18 protein-coding genes are annotated in these 17,797 nt (G+C 62.4%); 11 read left to right on the plus strand and 7 right to left on the minus strand.

All coding sequences use genetic code 11. From position 1 onward, the window contains the following. Window positions 1-123: 123 nt before the first annotated feature. On the minus strand, window positions 124-657 hold the full coding sequence (locus JQ572_RS21145; RefSeq protein ID WP_211384733.1) for a GNAT family N-acetyltransferase: 534 nt from the start codon (window positions 655-657) through the stop codon (window positions 124-126). Window positions 658-864: 207 nt separating this feature from the next. Here JQ572_RS21145 and JQ572_RS21150 point away from each other — a divergent pair, with 207 nt between their 5' ends. The 6 genes from JQ572_RS21150 (at window position 865) to fabI (ending at window position 8,168) form a co-directional block, all read left to right on the plus strand. After that, window positions 865-1,710: an HD domain-containing protein gene (locus tag JQ572_RS21150; RefSeq protein ID WP_211384734.1), complete on the plus strand. Its 846-nt coding sequence runs from the start codon at window positions 865-867 to the stop codon at window positions 1,708-1,710. Between the two features lie 72 nt (window positions 1,711-1,782). Beyond that, complete coding sequence (locus tag JQ572_RS21155) at window positions 1,783-2,889, plus strand: AI-2E family transporter (RefSeq protein ID WP_211384735.1); 1,107 nt, start codon at window positions 1,783-1,785, stop codon at window positions 2,887-2,889. Window positions 2,890-2,954: 65 nt separating this feature from the next. Continuing rightward, complete coding sequence (locus tag JQ572_RS21160) at window positions 2,955-5,183, plus strand: DUF3141 domain-containing protein (protein ID WP_211384736.1); 2,229 nt, start codon at window positions 2,955-2,957, stop codon at window positions 5,181-5,183. Window positions 5,184-5,206: 23 nt separating this feature from the next. After that, complete coding sequence (locus tag JQ572_RS21165; RefSeq protein WP_211384737.1) at window positions 5,207-6,163, plus strand: phosphate acetyltransferase; 957 nt, start codon at window positions 5,207-5,209, stop codon at window positions 6,161-6,163. A gap of 5 nt (window positions 6,164-6,168) precedes the next feature. Then, entirely contained in the window at window positions 6,169-7,383 is a 1,215-nt protein-coding gene (locus JQ572_RS21170; RefSeq protein WP_211384738.1) for an acetate/propionate family kinase, read from the plus strand. Continuing rightward, a complete protein-coding gene (fabI, locus tag JQ572_RS21175; RefSeq protein ID WP_211384739.1) occupies window positions 7,380-8,168 on the plus strand; it encodes an enoyl-ACP reductase FabI in 789 nt (262 codons plus the stop codon). The genes JQ572_RS21170 and fabI overlap by 4 nt, the downstream gene beginning before the upstream one ends. Window positions 8,169-8,200: 32 nt before the next feature. On the opposite strand, the gene JQ572_RS21180 is transcribed toward fabI, so the two are convergent. The 5 genes from JQ572_RS21180 to JQ572_RS21200 form a co-directional block, all read right to left on the minus strand. Then, window positions 8,201-8,659 carry a MaoC family dehydratase gene (locus JQ572_RS21180; RefSeq protein ID WP_211384740.1) on the minus strand — a complete coding sequence of 153 codons (459 nt, stop codon included), beginning with the start codon at window positions 8,657-8,659 and terminating at the stop codon, window positions 8,201-8,203. Between the two features lie 13 nt (window positions 8,660-8,672). Further along, entirely contained in the window at window positions 8,673-9,323 is a 651-nt protein-coding gene (locus JQ572_RS21185; protein WP_211384741.1) for a 3-oxoacid CoA-transferase subunit B, read from the minus strand. Between the two features lie 3 nt (window positions 9,324-9,326). Then, window positions 9,327-9,974, minus strand: coding sequence for a CoA transferase subunit A (locus JQ572_RS21190; RefSeq protein ID WP_211384742.1), 648 nt, complete (start codon window positions 9,972-9,974; stop codon window positions 9,327-9,329). A gap of 78 nt (window positions 9,975-10,052) precedes the next feature. After that, window positions 10,053-10,661, minus strand: coding sequence for a hypothetical protein (locus JQ572_RS21195; RefSeq protein WP_211384743.1), 609 nt, complete (start codon window positions 10,659-10,661; stop codon window positions 10,053-10,055). After that, complete coding sequence (locus JQ572_RS21200; protein WP_211384744.1) at window positions 10,658-11,584, minus strand: alpha/beta fold hydrolase; 927 nt, start codon at window positions 11,582-11,584, stop codon at window positions 10,658-10,660. Before JQ572_RS21200 ends, JQ572_RS21195 begins: the two co-directional genes overlap by 4 nt. Before the next feature lie 133 nt (window positions 11,585-11,717). On the opposite strand from JQ572_RS21200, the gene JQ572_RS21205 reads away from it, so the two are divergent. The 4 genes from JQ572_RS21205 to JQ572_RS21220 are packed head-to-tail and all read left to right on the plus strand — an operon-like array spanning window position 11,718 to window position 15,965. Continuing rightward, a complete protein-coding gene (locus JQ572_RS21205; RefSeq protein ID WP_211384745.1) occupies window positions 11,718-14,225 on the plus strand; it encodes an alpha/beta hydrolase in 2,508 nt (835 codons plus the stop codon). A gap of 9 nt (window positions 14,226-14,234) precedes the next feature. Then, a complete protein-coding gene (locus tag JQ572_RS21210) occupies window positions 14,235-15,098 on the plus strand; it encodes an alpha/beta fold hydrolase (protein ID WP_211384746.1) in 864 nt (287 codons plus the stop codon). A gap of 31 nt (window positions 15,099-15,129) precedes the next feature. Continuing rightward, on the plus strand, window positions 15,130-15,480 hold the full coding sequence (locus JQ572_RS21215) for a phasin (protein ID WP_211384747.1): 351 nt from the start codon (window positions 15,130-15,132) through the stop codon (window positions 15,478-15,480). Between the two features lie 26 nt (window positions 15,481-15,506). Beyond that, on the plus strand, window positions 15,507-15,965 hold the full coding sequence (locus tag JQ572_RS21220) for a potassium channel family protein (protein WP_211384748.1): 459 nt from the start codon (window positions 15,507-15,509) through the stop codon (window positions 15,963-15,965). Here the strand turns inward: JQ572_RS21220 and JQ572_RS21225 are convergent. After that, window positions 15,943-16,626 (minus strand): helix-turn-helix domain-containing protein, encoded by a 684-nt coding sequence (locus JQ572_RS21225; protein WP_211384749.1) that lies wholly within the window; start codon window positions 16,624-16,626, stop codon window positions 15,943-15,945. The genes JQ572_RS21220 and JQ572_RS21225 overlap by 23 nt on opposite strands. Before the next feature lie 355 nt (window positions 16,627-16,981). Between JQ572_RS21225 and JQ572_RS21230 the strand changes: the two genes are divergently transcribed. Beyond that, the gene (locus JQ572_RS21230; protein WP_211384750.1) at window positions 16,982-17,605 is read left to right on the plus strand and encodes a response regulator transcription factor; all 624 of its coding nucleotides are present in this window, start codon (window positions 16,982-16,984) and stop codon (window positions 17,603-17,605) included. Window positions 17,606-17,797: the final 192 nt, after the last annotated feature.

Consider the following 17,797-nt stretch of genomic DNA (forward strand, 5'->3'; position numbering starts at 1 on the left):
GAGGGAAGGGCTCCGTCGCGCGGGCGGCATCACCGTGCAGATGAAATGTTTGCGGTCGCTGCGGAACCGGCCTTGATTTGAATCAAACGAGCGGAGATGGACGCCCTAAGCGGCGCCGGCCGGTCACCGGCTCGCTTGTCCGAGGCGCCGCGCCAGATGGATCGTATGCGGGTCGCTGCGCGCGTCCGGCTTGAAACCGAACTTGCCGAACACGGCCAGCATCGCCTTGTTCTCGGGCAGGACTTCTGCCGTGAGCTCGTGCAATCCCGAATTGACGGCAATCCTGCCGAGATGATCCATCAGGATAGAGCCGACGCCGCGTCCCTGCCAGGCATCGACGACGACGAAGGCCATCTCGGCCCGTCCGGGCTCGAAGACAACGTATCGACCGCCTCCGACGATGATGTCCCGGCCGGCCTGCGCGGCCAGCACCACCAGCGCGACGTGATTACTGAAATCGACCTCCATGAAGAAGGCCCGCTCCTTGTCGGAGAAATGACGCTTCATGGCAAAGAACCGGCGCTGCAGCGACTGCGGGCTCGTCTGGTCCAGTGCGGCGAGCATATCGGCCTCATCCTCCGGCCGAAGCGCGCGGATCTCGACCGGGCTGCCGTCCCGCAGGTGCTCTGTTGCGCTGTATGTGGCGGTGTTCGACATGCGCGGTCTTGTCTCAGGAGCTTGCCAATGCAACTACCGGAGCCTCGTCCATGACCAACCCGGTTGGCTGCGGGCTTGATCTGTGTCAAGGGCCGGCGCGATATCGGCCGCCGTACTTGTTCGTTCGCGGCGCTTGACTCATGGGGCGCGGAGAGTGGTGAGCCAGATCTAAAATATCGTCCCCATCTACCATCATGGAGCGGCCTGATGATCACAGTTCCGGAACTGGTGTCGCAAGCTCTGGGCGCATTTCTGACCACAGAAACCAAGGACCGGTTCGGCGCCTCGCATTCCGGTCTGACCGAATTGCTTCCGTTCGCGGCAAAGCTCACCATGGAGTGCATCGGCAATAGCGATGCCCTCTATCATAACATCGAGCATACGTTGCTCGTGACCCTTGCCGGGCACGATATTCTGACCGGTCGTTCGCTGCTGCGTCCCACCACGGCGAACGACTATGCGAATTTCATTCTGGCATGCCTTGCCCATGACATCGGATACGTGCGCGGCGTCGTTCAAGGCGATGAGGACGAGCTGTTCATCGCCGACGTGAACGGCGGCACTGTTCGTCTGCCGCGAGGATCGTCTGACGCGGCTCTCGCGCCATACCATGTCGATCGCTCGAAGCTGTTCGTGCTGGAGCGGTTGGATTCTGTCGAACAGCTGGACGCAGAGCGGGTCGCTCGTGCGATCGAGTATACCCGGTTTCCTTATACGATGCCCTCTAACGATAGCCTCATGGAGGAGGAGGGATTGTTGCTGCGCGCAGCTGATCTCATCGGTCAGCTCGGCGATCCCAATTATCTGAAGAAGTCGAACGCACTGTTCTACGAGTTTGAAGAGATCGGACTCAACAAGACCTTGGGCTACGCAACGCCGGCGGACGTCGTCTACAAATATCCGCAATTCTATTGGAGCAACGTAGCTCCCCAGATCCAGCCGGCGATACGCTACCTCAACGTGACCTCGCGCGGTCGGCAATGGATAGCGAGTCTCTACGGCAACGTATTCAGGGCCGAGCGTGAACTCAACCTGTCCGGACCTCAGCCCTAGAAGACCCATCGCCGCTTGATCTGGATCAAGATCGCCGCGCGAGTGCGGAGATTAGCGTCGCCTGCAACCTGCATGGATGAGGGCACGTCCGTGAGAACACTTCGCCAGATATTCTCCGGAGACGAGATCGTCCAGCTTGCGATCCGGCTGGGGTTGCTCGCGGTCCTGATCGTCTGGACGCTGCTCCTGATCCGTCCGTTCGTGCCGATCCTGGCCTGGAGCGTCGTGCTCGCCGTCGCGCTCAACCCGGTGTTTCAGCGGCTCGCCAAAATTCTCGGCGGCCGGCCGAAGCTTGCTGCAGGAATTCTCACCCTCGTCAGTCTCGCCATTGTCATCGGTCCCGCGACCTGGCTCGGCATGGGCGCAGTCGATGGGATCAGGGATCTTGCCGGGCAACTGACGGCGGGTGAGGTGCTGGTTCCGACGCCGCCTCAGTCGCTCAAGGAATGGCCCCTCGTCGGACCTCAACTCTTTGATCTCTGGGATCATGCCTCGACCAATCTTCGTTCCCTGCTGCGCCAAGTGGTGCCTTATCTCAAGCCTTTCGCGACGACGTTGCTTGGATTTGCCGGCAATGCCGGTGTGGGGACGGTCAAGTTCCTGCTGTCCGTTGTCGTGGCCGGTGTCCTGTTTCCGTACGGCCCGCAACTCGTCGCCGCGAGTCGCGACTTTCTGTCGCGGATCGTTCCTGAACAGAGCGAGCACTTCCTCGACCTCGCCGGTAGCACCATCCGTGCGGTAGCCCAGGGTGTGATCGGCGTTGCGATCGTCCAATCCTTGCTGGCCGGTATTGGATTCAAGCTGGCCGGCATCGGTGCCGCGGGACTTCTGGCATTCGTGGTGCTGTTGCTGTCGATCGTGCAGATCGGCGGCGCGATCGTCATCCTGCCGGTCATCATCTGGATCTGGGCCGACAAGGAATTTCCGATTGCGCTCCTGCTGACGGTGTTTCTCGTGGTCGTATCGGTGCTCGACAACATCCTGAAACCGCTGCTGATGGGGCGCGGCCTGACCACGCCCGCACTCGTCATCCTGATCGGGGTGATCGGCGGAACCCTTGTCCACGGCATCATCGGCCTCTTCATCGGACCGATCATTCTGTCGGTGGCCTGGGAGCTGACGGTTGCCTGGATTCACGCGAAACGTGTTCCGCCGGCGAAGCTGGCGGCCGAGCGTTGACCTAAATCAACACTGGCGGATGCGCAGGCCTTTGAATGAAATCGACACGACGATGAGGTCGAACCATGTCGATGGAAATGCCTGCGTTACCCGGTGGCGCGATGTCCGGACTTGTCGCTTCGGCGGTCGAATACATGGTCGATGCCGGACAGCGAAGTATCCTGTTTCTCGACGTGATGCGCCGGCGCGGCGACCAGTATCGGGAGCACGTCGCCCAGACGGCGCCGCACGTCCTGCAATATGCCGCCGAATTGATCATCGACGGTCGCAAGCTGGATGAACCCGTGAACTATGCGCTGGTCCGCATCATCCCGCCCAAGGATGTCGAGATCGATCCTGCACGCCGCCCGTTCATCGTGATCGATCCGCGCGCCGGGCACGGCCCGGGTATCGGCGGATTCAAGGCCGACAGCGAGATCGGTGTCGCGATGAAAGCGGGTCATCCCTGCTACTTCATCGGCTTCCTGCCGGAACCGATGCCGGGACAGACCATTGAACGGATTGCGCACGCCGAGGCGCTGTTCATCGAGAAGGTCATCGGCCGCCATCCGGAAGCCGACGGCAAGCCCTGCGTGATCGGCAATTGTCAAGCCGGCTGGGCCGTCATGATCCTGGCGTCGCTGCGGCCTGAACTGTTCGGACCGCTGATCATCGCCGGTGCGCCGCTCGCTTATTGGGCGGGCGTGCACGGCAAGAATCCAATGCGCTATTCCGGCGGCCTGCTGGGCGGAAGCTGGCTGACCGCACTTGTCGGTGATCTCGGCGCAGGCAAATTCGACGGCGCCTGGCTGGTACAGAATTTCGAGAGCCAGAATCCTTCGAACACGCTCTGGACCAAGCAGTATAACGTCTATTCGAAAGTCGACACCGAGGCCGAGCGTTACCTCGAGTTCGAGCGGTGGTGGGGCGGACACGTCAACCTCAACGCCGAGGAAATCCAGTTCATTGTCGATGAGCTCTTCGTCGGCAACAATCTGGCCGCCGGCAACATCAAGATGTCCGACGGCCAGCAGGTGGACTTGCGCAATATCAGGTCGCCGATCGTGGTGTTCTGCTCGAAAGGCGACAACATCACGCCGCCGCAGCAGGCGCTGGGCTGGATTCTCGATTGCTATGCCGACGTCGACGATATCAGGTCCTATGGGCAGACCATTGTCTACACCGTTCACGAGAGCGTCGGCCATCTCGGCATCTTCGTCTCCGGCGGCGTGGCCAAGAAGGAGCACGCGGAATTCTCCAGCAATATCGACCTGATCGACGTGCTGCCGCCCGGACTTTACGAGGCGACCTTCGAGGCCAAGGGCGCCGACACCACGCATGCGGACCTCACCATCGGCGAGTGGGTGATGCGCTGCGAGGCGCGGACGCTCGACGACATCCGGGCCATGGGCGGCAATTCGCCCGAGGACGAGCGCCGCTTCGCCGCCGCCAAGCGAGTCTCGGAGCTCAACCTCGCCGCCTATCGGAAGTTCGTGCAGCCATGGATCAAGAGCATGGTGGCGCCCCAAACGGCGGAGTTGATGCGCAATCTGCATCCGTTGCGGACGCAGTATGAGGCGTTCAGCAGTCAGAATCCGTGGATGACGGCGGTGAAGTCGGCGGCGGATGGCTTGGAAGAGAACCGCAAGCCGGTTTCGAAGGACAATCCTTTCCTGGCGTTTCAGGAGCAGGTCTCCAAGCAGATCGTTCATGTCCTGGACGCCTGGCGCGATTCGCAGGAAGCGCTGAGCGAAGCGATCTTCCTCAACGTGTATGGCTCGCCAGCGCTCCAGGCGGCCGTCGGGATCGATCCGAAGGCCGACCCGTCGCACCGGCTGGAGATGCCCGCCGAACACCGCGCCATGCTCGAGAAACGGACCGCCGAGCTCAAATCCAGGATTGGGGAGGGCGGACTGCGCGAAGCTGCCATTCGTGCCCTGCTCTATGTCGGCTCGGCGAGAGGAATGGTGGACGAGCGCAGCATCGAGGCGTTGCGGCAGGCTCGTCGCGACGACAGCGGAGCGAAGTTGACGCTTCCAGAGTTCAAGATGCTGGTCCGCGAGCAATTCTTCATGCTGCTGCTCGATCGCGAGGCGGCGCTGGCTGCGATTCCGAAGTTGCTCCCCGACGACGTCAATCAACGCCGAGCTGCCTTTACGACGATGAACGAGGTGCTGTCGGCCAGTGAGGATATCACGGGCGAGCGCGCCAGCCGCCTGCAGCGTGTCGCAACGCTGTTCGGTCTCGACGCCGGCGAGACGTCGGGGAGGGCGTCGAACGTTGCCCCTTTCGATCCCAAGGCGAAGGCGTCGTAACACTGGTTGGAAGGAGCGGCCTCATGTCAGCCGACGCGACGCAGACCCCGAGCAAATACGACCGCCTGATCGCCGCCGCGAGGGCGGTGCCGCCGACCCCGACCGTCGTCGTGCATCCCTGCGACGAGACATCTCTGCGCGGTGCCGTCGAAAGTGCACAGGCCGGCATCATCCGGCCAATCCTGGTCGGGCCTGAAAAGAAGATCCGGGAGACGGCCGCCAAACACGGCCTCGACATTGCTCCCTTCGAGATTGTCGATGCCGCGCACAGCGACGAATCTGCCGCCCGCGGGGTCGAACTGATCCATGTCGGCAAAGGCGAGCTGCTGATGAAGGGCAGTCTGCACACCGACGAACTGATGCGCGCCGTCACCGCCAAGGTCGGCGGCCTGCGCACCGACCGACGCATCAGCCATGTCTTCGTGATGGACGTGCCGGCTTATGCCGAGACCATCTTCGTGACGGATGCGGCCATCAACATCTTTCCCGATCTCGACGCCAAGCGGGACATCATTCAGAACGCGATCGATCTCTATAATCAGGCGGGCTTCGGCACGTCGCCGCGGGTGGCGATCCTGTCGGCCGTCGAAACGGTGACCTCGAAGATTCCGTCCACGATCGAGGCGGCCGCGCTCTGCAAGATGGCCGATCGCGGCCAGATCACCGGCGGGCTGCTCGACGGCCCGCTGGCGTTCGACAATGCCATCGATATGGAGGCAGCGCGGATCAAGGGAATCAAATCGGAGGTCGCCGGCCGGGCGCAGATCCTGGTCGTTCCAAACCTCGAGGCCGGCAATATGCTCGCGAAGAATCTCGCCTATTTCGCCAAGGCGGACGGCGCCGGCATCGTGCTCGGAGCCCGGGTGCCCGTTGTCCTGACCTCGCGCGCGGACTCGGCGCGCGCGAGGATGGCTTCCTGCGCGGTGGCAGCGCTGTACGCCCACGCGCGGCGCCAGCATGCTCCGACGATTGCCGCGTGAGCGCCATGGACACTATCCTTGTCGTCAATGCCGGCTCTTCCAGCGTCAAGTTCCAGATCTATTCGATCGAGGGTGAAGGAGCGCTACGACAGCAGCTCAAGGGGCAGATCGACGGCATTGGAAGCCGTCCGCGCCTGCGCGCGAGCGGCGCCAGTGGCGATCCACTTGCCGATCGCGCTTATCCGATCGAGACGGTGCCGGACGTTCCCGCCGCGATGGACATCGCCGGCGCCTGGCTGCGGGACGAGCTTCGCATCCAGCCCATTGCCGTCGGCCACCGCGTCGTTCACGGCGGACCCGACTATGATCGCCCGATCCGGATCGACCATGGCGTCGTGACCCGGCTGGAACGGTTCATCGCGCTGGCGCCGCTGCATCAGCCGCACAATCTGGCGCCGATCCGCTCGATTCTCGCCAATTTTCCGGCGCTTCCGCAGGTCGCCTGTTTCGATACCGCATTTCATCGCACGCATAGCGCGGTCGCTGATCATTATGCGATCCCGCACCAGCTTCATGCCGAGGGCGTGCGCCGCTACGGCTTTCACGGTCTCTCCTACGAATACATTGCGAAGTCCTTGCCGAAGATCGCGCCGAAAATTGCGAATGGGCGGGTGATCGTCGCGCATCTCGGGAGCGGAGCCTCGATGTGCGCGATCAGAGGCGGACGCAGCGTCGAGAGCACCATGGGTTTCACGGCCCTCGACGGGCTCCCGATGGGGACGCGCCCCGGTCAGATCGATCCGGGCGTCGTGCTCTACCTCATCTCCGAGAAGGGAATGTCCGCGCCGAACGTCCAGGATTTCCTCTATCGCGATTGCGGCCTCAAGGGATTGTCCGGCATCAGCAACGACATGCGCGAGCTTGAAGCCAGCGACAGCTTCAACGCCAAGCTGGCGATCGACTATTTCGTCTACCGGATCGGGCTCAACGCCGGCATGCTCGCGGCGGCATTGCAAGGGCTGGATGCCTTCGTCTTCACGGCCGGCATTGGCGAGAACTCCGCGACCATTCGCGCGCGCATCTGCGATCAACTCGCATGGCTCGGCGTCGGCATCGACCAGGCGGAAAACGCCCGTCATGCCCGGCTGATATCGCGCTCGCACAGCCTCGTTCCCGTCTACGTCGTGTCGACCGACGAAGAACTGATGATCGCGCAACACACGCTGTCGCTGCTGATGAACTCGCCATCGTCCACCCCCAGACATGAGAAAGCGTCATGATTCCCGCATTTCCGGAAACCAAGGTCGCCCTCAAGGGCAAGAAGGGACTTGTCGTCGGCATCGCCAACGACCAGTCGATCGCATGGGGATGCGCCAGGGCCTTCCGCGCGCTCGGAGCGGATCTCGCGGTGACCTACCTCAATGAACGCGCCAAAAAGCATGTCGAGCCGCTCGCGCAGGCGCTTGAGGCGCCGATCTTCATGCCGCTGGACGTCATGGTGGAAGGACAGACGGAGGAGGTGTTCGCCCGGGTCGAGAAGGAATGGGGGCAGCTCGATTTCCTGCTGCACTCGATCGCCTTCTCGCCAAAGGAAGCCTTGCACGGGCGCGTGGTGGACGTCGGCCGCGACGGCTTCCTGAAGACGATGGAAGTCTCCTGCTGGTCATTCATGCGCATGGCTCATCTGGCCGAACCGCTGATGAAGAACGGCGGCACGATGTTCACCATGACCTATTACGGCAGCCAGATGGTGGTCGAGAACTACAACGTGATGGGTGTGGCCAAGGCGGCGCTTGAAGCATCCGTCCGCTACATTGCCGCCGAACTGGGGCCGAAGGGCATCCGCGTGCACGCGATCTCGCCCGGCCCGCTGGCCACGCGCGCGGCGTCAGGCATCCCGGAATTCGACGAGTTGATGGACAAGGCGCAATCCAAGGCGCCGGCGCGCAGCCTCGTCAGCATCGAGGACGTCGGCAACGCCACGGCCTTCCTCGCCCTTGACGGCGCCAAGCTGATCACTGGCGGCGTGCTTTATATCGACGGTGGCTATCACATCATCGATTGAACGACGAGCCCGGCGGGCGTCCCGCGCGCCGGCTAGCGATAGTGCAGGGCGATCAACTCGGCGACGCAGGCCGGGCGTTTGCCCCCTTCGATCTCGATCACGAGATGGTAGTTCACGCGCAGGCCGTCGGGAGGCACGTCCTCCGTCTCGGCAACGGTGACGCGGCCGCGCAGCTTTGAGCCCGCCGGGACCGGCGCAAGGTACCGGATCCTGTCCGCGCCGTAGTTCAGGGTGTTGCGCAGGCCCTTCAGCCCCATTACCGATCGGATAAACATCGGCGCCAGCGCCAGCGACAACAGTCCGTGGGCGATGGTGGTGCCGCCGGGCAGTTCCTTCCTCGCACGCTCCTGGTCGACATGGATCCACTGCTCGTCGCACGTCGCTTCCGCAAACCTGTTGATCCGATCCTGCGTCACCTCGATCCAGTCGCTGACGCCGATTTCGGTGCCGACCGCGGATCTGATCTCGTCGAAATCGCTGAATATTCGCATGTCCGTCACCTCGTCAGATATTCATTTCCGGGACGTGGTCGGGGACGACGAGGTCGGCTTCCGTCACTGCCATGACTTCACCGACGCTGACGCCCGGCGCGGTCTCCAGCAGTGTGGCCTTGCCGTCCGGGAAGCCGATCACCGCCATGTCGGTGACGACGAGATGGACGGGCCGCGCGGAGGTTAGCGGCAACGTGCACTTGCCGACGATCTTCGACTTGCCCTTTGCGGCATGCTGCATGGCGACGATGACGCGCTTGGCGCCGCTGACGAGGTCCATCGCGCCGCCCATGCCGGGCACCATCTTGCCAGGGATCATCCAATTGGCGAGATGGCCGTGCGCATCGACCTGAAGACCGCCGAGCACGGTGACATCGACGTGGCCGCCGCGGATCAATCCGAACGACATCGCGCTGTCGAAGGTGCTGGCGCCGGGCAGCGCACTGATCGGGCGTCCGCCTGCGTCCGTCAGCGTCGGATGCGCCAGACCTTGCTCGGGGATGGGCCCGGTGCCGATCAGTCCGTTCTCCGACTGGAAGAATACTTTCAGATCCGCCGGAACGTAGTTCGCAACCAGCGTCGGAATGCCGATGCCGAGATTGACGAGGTCGCCGCTCTTCAGCTCCTTGGCGACGCGCCGGGCGATGACAATCTGCGGATCCATGGGTCACCCGTTCGCAATGAGGTAGTCGACGAGCGGTGCCGGCGTCACGACGTGGTCGGGAGCGATCACACCGACGGGCACGATGTTCTCGGCCGACACGATCACCGTGTCGGCCGCCATCGCCATGATCGGGTTGAAGTTGCGCGCCGTCAGCGCGTAGGTCAGGTTGCCGAGGTAATCCGCGAGAAAGGCGTGCACCAGCGCGAACTGCGCACGCAGGGCCGTCTCCAGCACGTACGGCTTACCCTCGACTTCGATCTGGCGCTTGCCTTCCGCAACCAGCGTGCCGACACCGGTCGACGTCAGGACGCCGCCCAGGCCGCATCCGCCGGCGCGAATGCGCTCGGCAAATGTTCCCTGCGGTATGAGATCGACGGCGATCGTGCTAGCCAGCATCTGCTGCTGCGCCTTCGCATTGAGACCGATATGCGTTGCGGTCAACCGCGACACCAGCGCAGCGTCGAACAGCTTGCCGACGCCTTTGCCGGGGGTCGCAGCGTCGTTGCAGATCAACGACAGGCCGGTCTTCTTCTGGCGCACGATCTCGTCGAGCAGTCGCTCCGGTGTCCCGACGCCCATGAACCCGCCGACCATGACGCTGGCGCCCGCCGGGATCATTGCGACGGCTTCTTCGACGGAAACGACCTTCATGACGACAACTCCGGTCGGGGCACAGAAGCGACGGTTGTTGAATGTTGGGGGGCGCCGGCCGCGCGCCCTTGATCTGCGTCAAGCCCCCGCATTATTCGCGACTGCGATTCCCACGCTTTCGAGCGCGTCGCTCCAGAGCTTGCGCAACTCGGTGTGTCGGCGTTCGAGCGCCGCGCCGACGACATCTCTGAAAGGCACCAGGTCCGGCCCCTTCAGGAACATGATTTGAGCCTGCAACAGCCGGCCGCTCTCGAATTCGATCCGGCGCAGCGCCACCGCGAAGGGATCGTTCGCATTCGCCTCGATCGGCAGCAAGGCCGCCGGTCGTATTCCGGCATGAACGGCATGGGCAAGCGTGGTCAGGTGCACCGCTTGCGCAAGTAAGCTATCGCTGATGCCTTTGATCGGCGTCGGGAACCATGCTGTCTCCCAGGACGTGGCCATGTAGCACAGGGCAAGGTCAGGCACCCACGTGGTTGCGCGCATCAGAAGCGAGACGATCTCGGTCTCGCGGTAGAACTGCGCGTTCAACTCGCTCTGCCAGGCGGACTGAAGCTTGAGGGGCAGGGTGAACGCGAACTGCCGCGCCAGGGCGCCATGGGCGGAGATCAGGAAAGCGGCGGCGCGCGTCTGCTGGTGCGGTGGTACGCGACCTTCGGGATCGAGAGGTCCAAAGAATCCGCTCATGTTGACGTCCCCTGCACGGGGATCGCGCGCAGATGATCGTAGCCGGCGGGAAACGGGGTGAGCTCATCGCCGGGATCTTCCGGCGCAATCCAGACCGCCTTGTTGCCCCGCCAGCGTCCGGCCAGCACGTCATCGGCGAAGCGCGCGAGCAGGTCAGCTGTGAGCGCACCCTTCTCGAGCGTAAAGGCGTGATAGGCACGCGGGATGATCACGAGCGCGCTGTCGGGGATTTCGACCCGCAAGGTCTCGTGCAGCGCGCGCGGCGTCAGGAAGTCGAACTCGCCGTTCAGGATCATGGTCGGCACGGCGATCGACGAAAGCTGCGGCGTCAGCGGCTGAAAGTCGAGAAACGACTCCATCAGGTTCTGAAGCGCGTAGACATCGTTGACCAGCCAGCCCTGCCGCTTCACGCTGTCGAGCTTGTTCAGCAGCGGCTTGAGCCATTCATCGGACAGGTTCATCGGCAGCAGCAGATCCTGGAGATAGCCGGTGCCGCCCAGGATCAGTCCGGTGCGCAGGGCATTGCCGATCAAGAGAAGCTGGGGCGAAAGCTCGGCAAAGCAGCTCATCGGCACCAGGCCCGAAAGGCGCTTGCCATGCTCGATGGCGTAGCGAAGCGCGATCAAGCCGCCGAAGCTGATACCGCTGAGGAAGATCGGCTCATCGCCGAGCTCGCCGATCAGGCGATGCAGCGCCAGGACCTGGTCGTCCTGATTGATGAAGAGCGCGGGCTTGTCGGAGGCGCCCTGACCGAGCAGATCGAAGGTCGCAACGCGAAACCCACGCGCGATCAGCGCGTCGCGATAGGGGGTCCACAGTTCGGAATATTGTGTCAGTCCGTTGACCAGCACATAGGCCGGCGCCTTGGCAGGACCGTCGAGCTCGTACCGGATCCGGTAGGAGCCGTGGCTGAGGAAAGGCATCGCGGCGCCCCGGCGGGAAATTCGTCGTGGAAATTCTCGCGCGCGCAGTGCGAATTCCCTTGCGCTAGATCAAGGGTCGCGCCGCCGCCGCTCATAACGTTTGAAAAAATGTAGCCTGCCGGAGGAATTCGCCATGATCGTGAGACATGTCATGCGGCGATATCTCATCAGCCTGCTGTTGCTGTTGATCGGGACATCGCTTGCGGTCGCGCAGCCGTTCTCGCGCCGCTCGTCGCAGGTGCAGCACGACGGGTTGAAGAAGACCTACGAGATCGCCAACTTCCGCCTCGGCGGAAAGTACGATCTCGCCGATCCCTCGAAATGGGAGAATGGCGGCGAGGGCGGCGTCACGCTGGAATCGCTTGGCGCCGGGAAACTGCACACGGCCTATATCGCGGTCGGCACGCCGCGGCGCAATGCCGCCGGCGAGATCACCAATGCCGTCGTCATCAACTCATACTATTCCGGCGATTCCACCGACATGTATGAGCAGTGGGTCAAGGGCGCCGCCTTGTCCGGCACCGTGCCCATCATCGGTCCGGGCCGGCCGATCGATACCGACCGCTATTACGTCATCATGGTCGACCCGCTCGGGACCTGGGGCGCGAGCAAGCCGTCCGACGGGCTTGGCATCAAGTTTCCGCAGTACAGCTACTATGACATGGTCCAGGCCAATTACCGGCTGCTGCGCGACGAGCTGAAGGTCGCGCGCGTGGCCCTCGTGTCGGGCGTCTCGATGGGCGGCACCCAGACCTATGTCTGGGGCGTGATGCATCCGGAATATATCGGCGCGCTGATGCCGATCGGTGGCACGACGCAGTCGGATGGCGAGGATCCCGTCGGCAACTGGACGTTCCAGATGATGACCGCAGCGATCGAATCCGATCCGGTGTGGCAGGCGACGAAGGGCGATTATTACAAGCTGCCCAAGGAGAAGCATCCGATGCCGGGCGTGGCATTCGGCTGGTCGATCCTCGGCATGACGGGCTATGACTTTGCCTTCCGTACGTCCCAGAACTGGGGGGCCGTCCAGCCCGAAATCTTCTATTGGGACCCACCGAACGAAAAGGCGGCGCTGAACGTCGTCAACCGTGCCAAGCTTTACGACGCGGTCGACCTCGTCTGGCGCAACCGGGTCGGCGAAACGCACAACATCAACGCTTATCTCGGCCGCATCCAGGCGCGCACGCTGGTGATGCACATCACGAACGACCTTTGGCTGAACTTCAAGCTGGCACAACAGGCGGTCGACCGCGTGCCCGGTGCGGACCTTATCGCTCAAGAAAGCCCGGTCGCCCATTATGGCGTGTTTCCGATCATCAACCAGCGGAAGAACGACCCGAAGTTCGTCGCCTTCATGGACGATGTCGCAAGCCTCGATCGCGCGCAGAAGTTCGTCGACAAGAACTATCGCGTGCCCGGCGTCGCCGGGAATATCGATCCGAAGAAGTCGTTCTGGAAGGAGTTCGTGACCTACCCCTATCCGGTCAAATACGCCAACGCCAAGGACAAGAGCGGCAATACCTGGCAGATCGGCTACATGGATGAATATGCCGGCACCGACAAGGATCCGAAGGTCCTCGTCGTCATCCATGGCAAGGGCGCTTTCGGCGGCCACTACGGCAACATCATGCAGTATGCGCTACGCAGCGGCCTGCGCGTGATTGTGCCCGACCTGCCGCATTACGGCATGTCCGGGCCCGGCAATCTCGACAAGAGTCTGGCGCGCACCATGCAGGACATGCGCGAGGTCATCTACGACCTCGTCGTCAACCAGCTCGGCGTCAAGAAAGCGTACTATCTCGGCCATTCGCTCGGCGGGCAGTTCGTGATGGGTTACGCCCTGACCTGGCCGGATGCGGTGCAGGGCCTCGCACTGGAGGCGCCGTCGGGGCTCGAGGAATATCCGCGCGACATCACTATCGCCAAGGGCAAGAAGGCGCGATTGTTCGACCCGGCCTTCGATCATGACTTCGACAAGTGGAAGGCGACCTGGGACCAAACCGGCATTCTGGCCGCGGAGAAGGCGCGTGACGAGCAGAACATCCGCGATTTCTTCTACTTCAAGAAGCGCGACCCTGAGACCGGCGCGGTGTCTGCGGCGAAGAGCGGCTATTTCTTCAGCGACAGCGAATATGCCCGCCTCCACACCGAGCAGCGCGTCGGGCTGACCAAAGGTAATCCGAAGGAGCTCGAGCAGTGGTGCAACGTGTTCATCTATGACGTCTACACGATCGGTGCGGAGCTCCAGCAGGATGATCCGAAGAACCTCTACGAGCGACTCACGCAGATCAAGGCACCGATCTTTCTCGCCTTTGGCGACAAGGAGCCGTTCATCCCGACGCCCGCCTTCAACGGGCTGACGGATCTCGGCCGCGACGCCATCACACCGTTCATGACGCGCATGACCAATGCGGGTAACCGGCCGATCCTCAAGATCTATCCGGAGACCGGGCACTTCATTCATACCGACAACCCGGTCGAGTATCCGGCCGACGTCGTGGATTTCGTGACGAGGGGAAGCGTCGACACGTCATCGCCGCTCGGGACCGATCGCATGATCAAGGGCTCGGTGGTTTCGGCCCTGCCGGTGGCACCGACGCCGCCAGGCGCGGCGCCCACTGCCGGCCTGAACAAGTAGGACCGGTTCATGCCGAGGGTGCAGGCGGGTGAAATTCAGCTGGGCTGGCGAGAGTGGGGACACGGCGACATCACCGTCGTCTTCATCCACGGCAATCTCGCCAGCAAGGACTGGATCGAGCTCGCTGCGCCGCTTTTTCCCTCCGGCCTCCGTGTGATCGGGATCGACTGGCGCGGCTGCGGCGACAGCGATCGGCCGAAGCCCACGGTCGATTATACCAACTATACGATGCAGCAGCACGCGCAGGACATGCTGGCTGCACTGGATACGCTGGGTATCAATTACTGCCATCTTGCAACGCATTCGACCGGCGGCATCATTGCGGCCCGCATGCTGTTGATGCAGCCACGCCGGTTCGGACGGGTGTTTGCGCTTGATCCGGTCACCCCGCTCGGCATGGCATTCAATGCCGACCAGATCGGGCTGTTCCGCGCGATGATGGCGAGCAAGGAGTTGACCCGGTCGGTGATGGCGACCGCAGCGTCATCTTTGTTCGTGCCGGAAAGCATGGCGCCGAATATGATCCCGCAATTCCGTCCAGGGATCCCGGACATCCAGGCGCTGTTCGACCGGATCATCGAACAGACCTTTGGTGTCTCCGAGGGCATCTGGATCGGCACGCCCGTCAATCTCACCCGCGAGAAGGAGAGCCGCGAGCTGGAGCTCCGGATGCCGGATATCGGGCATTCGCATCTGGTGCTCTGGGGCGAGTGGGACGGCTGGATTCCGCCGGCCGATCTTCGCAGGATGGCCGAGGCGATGCCGGATTGCCGGCTCGTCGTGGTGCCCCGGGTCGGACATTCAATGAATCTCGAACTGCCCGCACTCTACGCCGGCTATTTCGGTGCGTGGTTCGGCGGGCTAACGGCATAGGACTTGCAGCATAACCAGGAGGAACGACACCATGGCCGACATCAATCCATCTGCCGAAGGCATTCGTACGATGCTAGCCGAGACGCTCGGCCGTCTGCGCAAGGCCAATGCGGAATATTTCGAGCAGCTGGAGAAGGGCCTGAGCGCCTCGCCGCTGCCGATTGCCAACCAGGCCAAGGAATTCTGCAGCTACATGCAGCGCAACGTCGCTGCGACATTTGATCTCGGCGACAAGATCATTCAGGCCAAGGACATGCAGGACGCGCTCAAGATCCAGTCCGATTTCTTCCAGGAGCAGATGCGTTTGCTCACCGATCAGACCAGGAGCATGGGCGAGTCCGCAATGAAGGCGGCGGCAGGGGCCTTTACGCCGAAGGCGTGAGCAGTGCGGTTGCCTCGGGGCGCGCGATGGCGGTTCAGTTCCTGCTCGGCACCTTCGTCAGCGTGATCGACATCATGATCCACGCGCTGGTGACCGTTGCAGCGATCGACATCGCTCGCGCGGCGGGATTGCAGCATACGTCGCGGCCTCGATCGCATCTGATGGCCGTGATGGTCACGACGGCTGTCATTTTGATGGTCGCGCATACGGTTGAGGTGCTGGTCTGGGCGCTGGCCTATGCCGTGGTTGGCGCAGCGCCTGCCGGAAGCGATCTGCTGTATTTTACCTTCGTGAACTACACCACGCTCGGCTATGGCGATATTACTCCCGTGGAGGGGTGGCGGCTAACCGGACCGATGACCGCAATGAACGGAATCCTGATGTTCGGCTGGTCCACCGCCGTCTTGTTCGAGGTGCTGCGCAAGACGCTCGAACATCTCGCCGCTATTGCGGCCGCCGGGTCTAGTTCTGCAGATCGAGGCTAGCGAGCTGCGGCCGATCCAGCAGCACGATCTGGCGCTGGTTGCTGCCGATGAAGCCGAGGATGCCGAGCTCGTGCAGTCGCGACAGCGCGCGGGACACGGTCTCCAGGGTCAGTCCGAGATAGTCCGCGATGTCGCGCCGCGACATCGGGAGCGCCAGGATGCCCGCGGCCGTCAGCCGCTTGTCCATTTCGATCAGGAAGGCCGCGACCCGCTCCAGCGATGTCTTGCGGCCCAGCAGCAGCATGTGGTCTTCGGCATGCTGAAGATTGCTGGTGGTCATGCTGAGCAGATTTCGAGCGACCATGGCGTCGCTTTCCGCAACGAGCTCGAGGCTTTGCCGCCTGACCAGGCGAACCGCGGTGTCGACGACGGCCTCCGCCGTGAATCTGTGTTCGCTGCCGTTCTCCAACCCGAATATGTCGCCGGCCAGGTGAAACGCGCCGATCTGGCGGCGGCCGTCGGACAGCAACTTGTAGCTTCGGACCGCGCCCAGCTTGACCTGGTAGACGTAGTCCGCGGGCTCCTTCTCGCCGTAGATCTCGGTACCCTTCTTGTAGGCAAATTCGTTTAAACTGATGATCGGATTCGAATCACTGGTCATTCCGAGTTCGCGCAGCGAGTTGGGGCGAGGGGAGGTATCGATGGCGCTACGGATGAACATGGCCAACTCCCGAACTGATGATGATGTGATAGCCCGCCATCGTTGAGGGGAAGGAGCCGCCGATACCCCCATTCCCGCATGGGTGGCTTACGACTAAAACCGCATATTCAGCCATTGTCTCTAGGTTCATTGTACCAAAGGACAGCGCAGCGAACGGTGCGCTAAATGAGATGATTGGCATGGGGCCTGCCCGATCTCTGGGGAGTATGGTGCGATCGAGATATTTCGGCATAATGTTGCTGTTCGATTATGCCGTGACTTCGGACGGACGGTGGCTTCCTTCGGGTGGCTTTTGATTAGCACTTCGCGATTTCGTGGCTTGCCCACGGTTCTGTGAGTGGCTCGAGAGGGGACATTGCCAGGCCTCGTTTATGTCGTGGACGACGACGAATCGTTTCGAGTGGCAATCGAGCGCCGGCTCAAGGTTGGCGGCTATGAGGTCGTGACGCATTCATCGGCGCAGGAGCTGCTTGATCACATGCCGGATGCTTCAAGACCCGGATGCATCCTGCTCGACGTGCAGATCCCCGGGCTGAGTGGACCCGAGTTGCAAGCACGGCTCATCGAACTGGGTTCGATGCTGCCGATCGTGTTTCTCACCGGTCATGCCGATACCGCAACCACCGTCCGCACCATCAAGGCCGGGGCGGAGGATTTTCTGACCAAGCCGGTTTCATCGGAGCAATTGATCGATGCGATCGAACGGGCATTGGCCCGCTGGGAAGCCTCGCGCGGCCGACAGAGCAAGCTCGACGCGCTGCGTGCTCTTTTGGCGTCGCTGACGCCGCGCGAACGGCAGGTGTTCGACCTGATCGTGCGCGGCAAGATAAACAAGCAGATCGCCCATGAGCTTGGGACCACCGAACGTACGGTGAAGGCGCATCGCCATCAGGTGATGGAGAAAATGCGGGTGCCTTCGTTCGCCGAGCTGGTTTCAATCGCCGAGCGCTTGGGTCTGCTCGATCCCGGGAAGATGTAACTAACCGGTCGGTACATGAGCCCGTCGCTGTTGTTCTCATTGCGTCCTGTACGAAGGGACAATATGAAACTTTGTTGACAGAATCCGGCAGAAGCTGCGTAGTGTTTTCTCGTCGAGAGCGGCGCGGAATTATCAAACGACCGGATCAATAGCGATATCGCCGCAACTTCTCCGGACTCAGAAAGAGATCTC

The sequence above is a fragment of the Bradyrhizobium sp. SZCCT0153 genome, assembly GCF_018129995.1.
Lineage (GTDB): Bacteria > Pseudomonadota > Alphaproteobacteria > Rhizobiales > Xanthobacteraceae > Bradyrhizobium > Bradyrhizobium japonicum_G.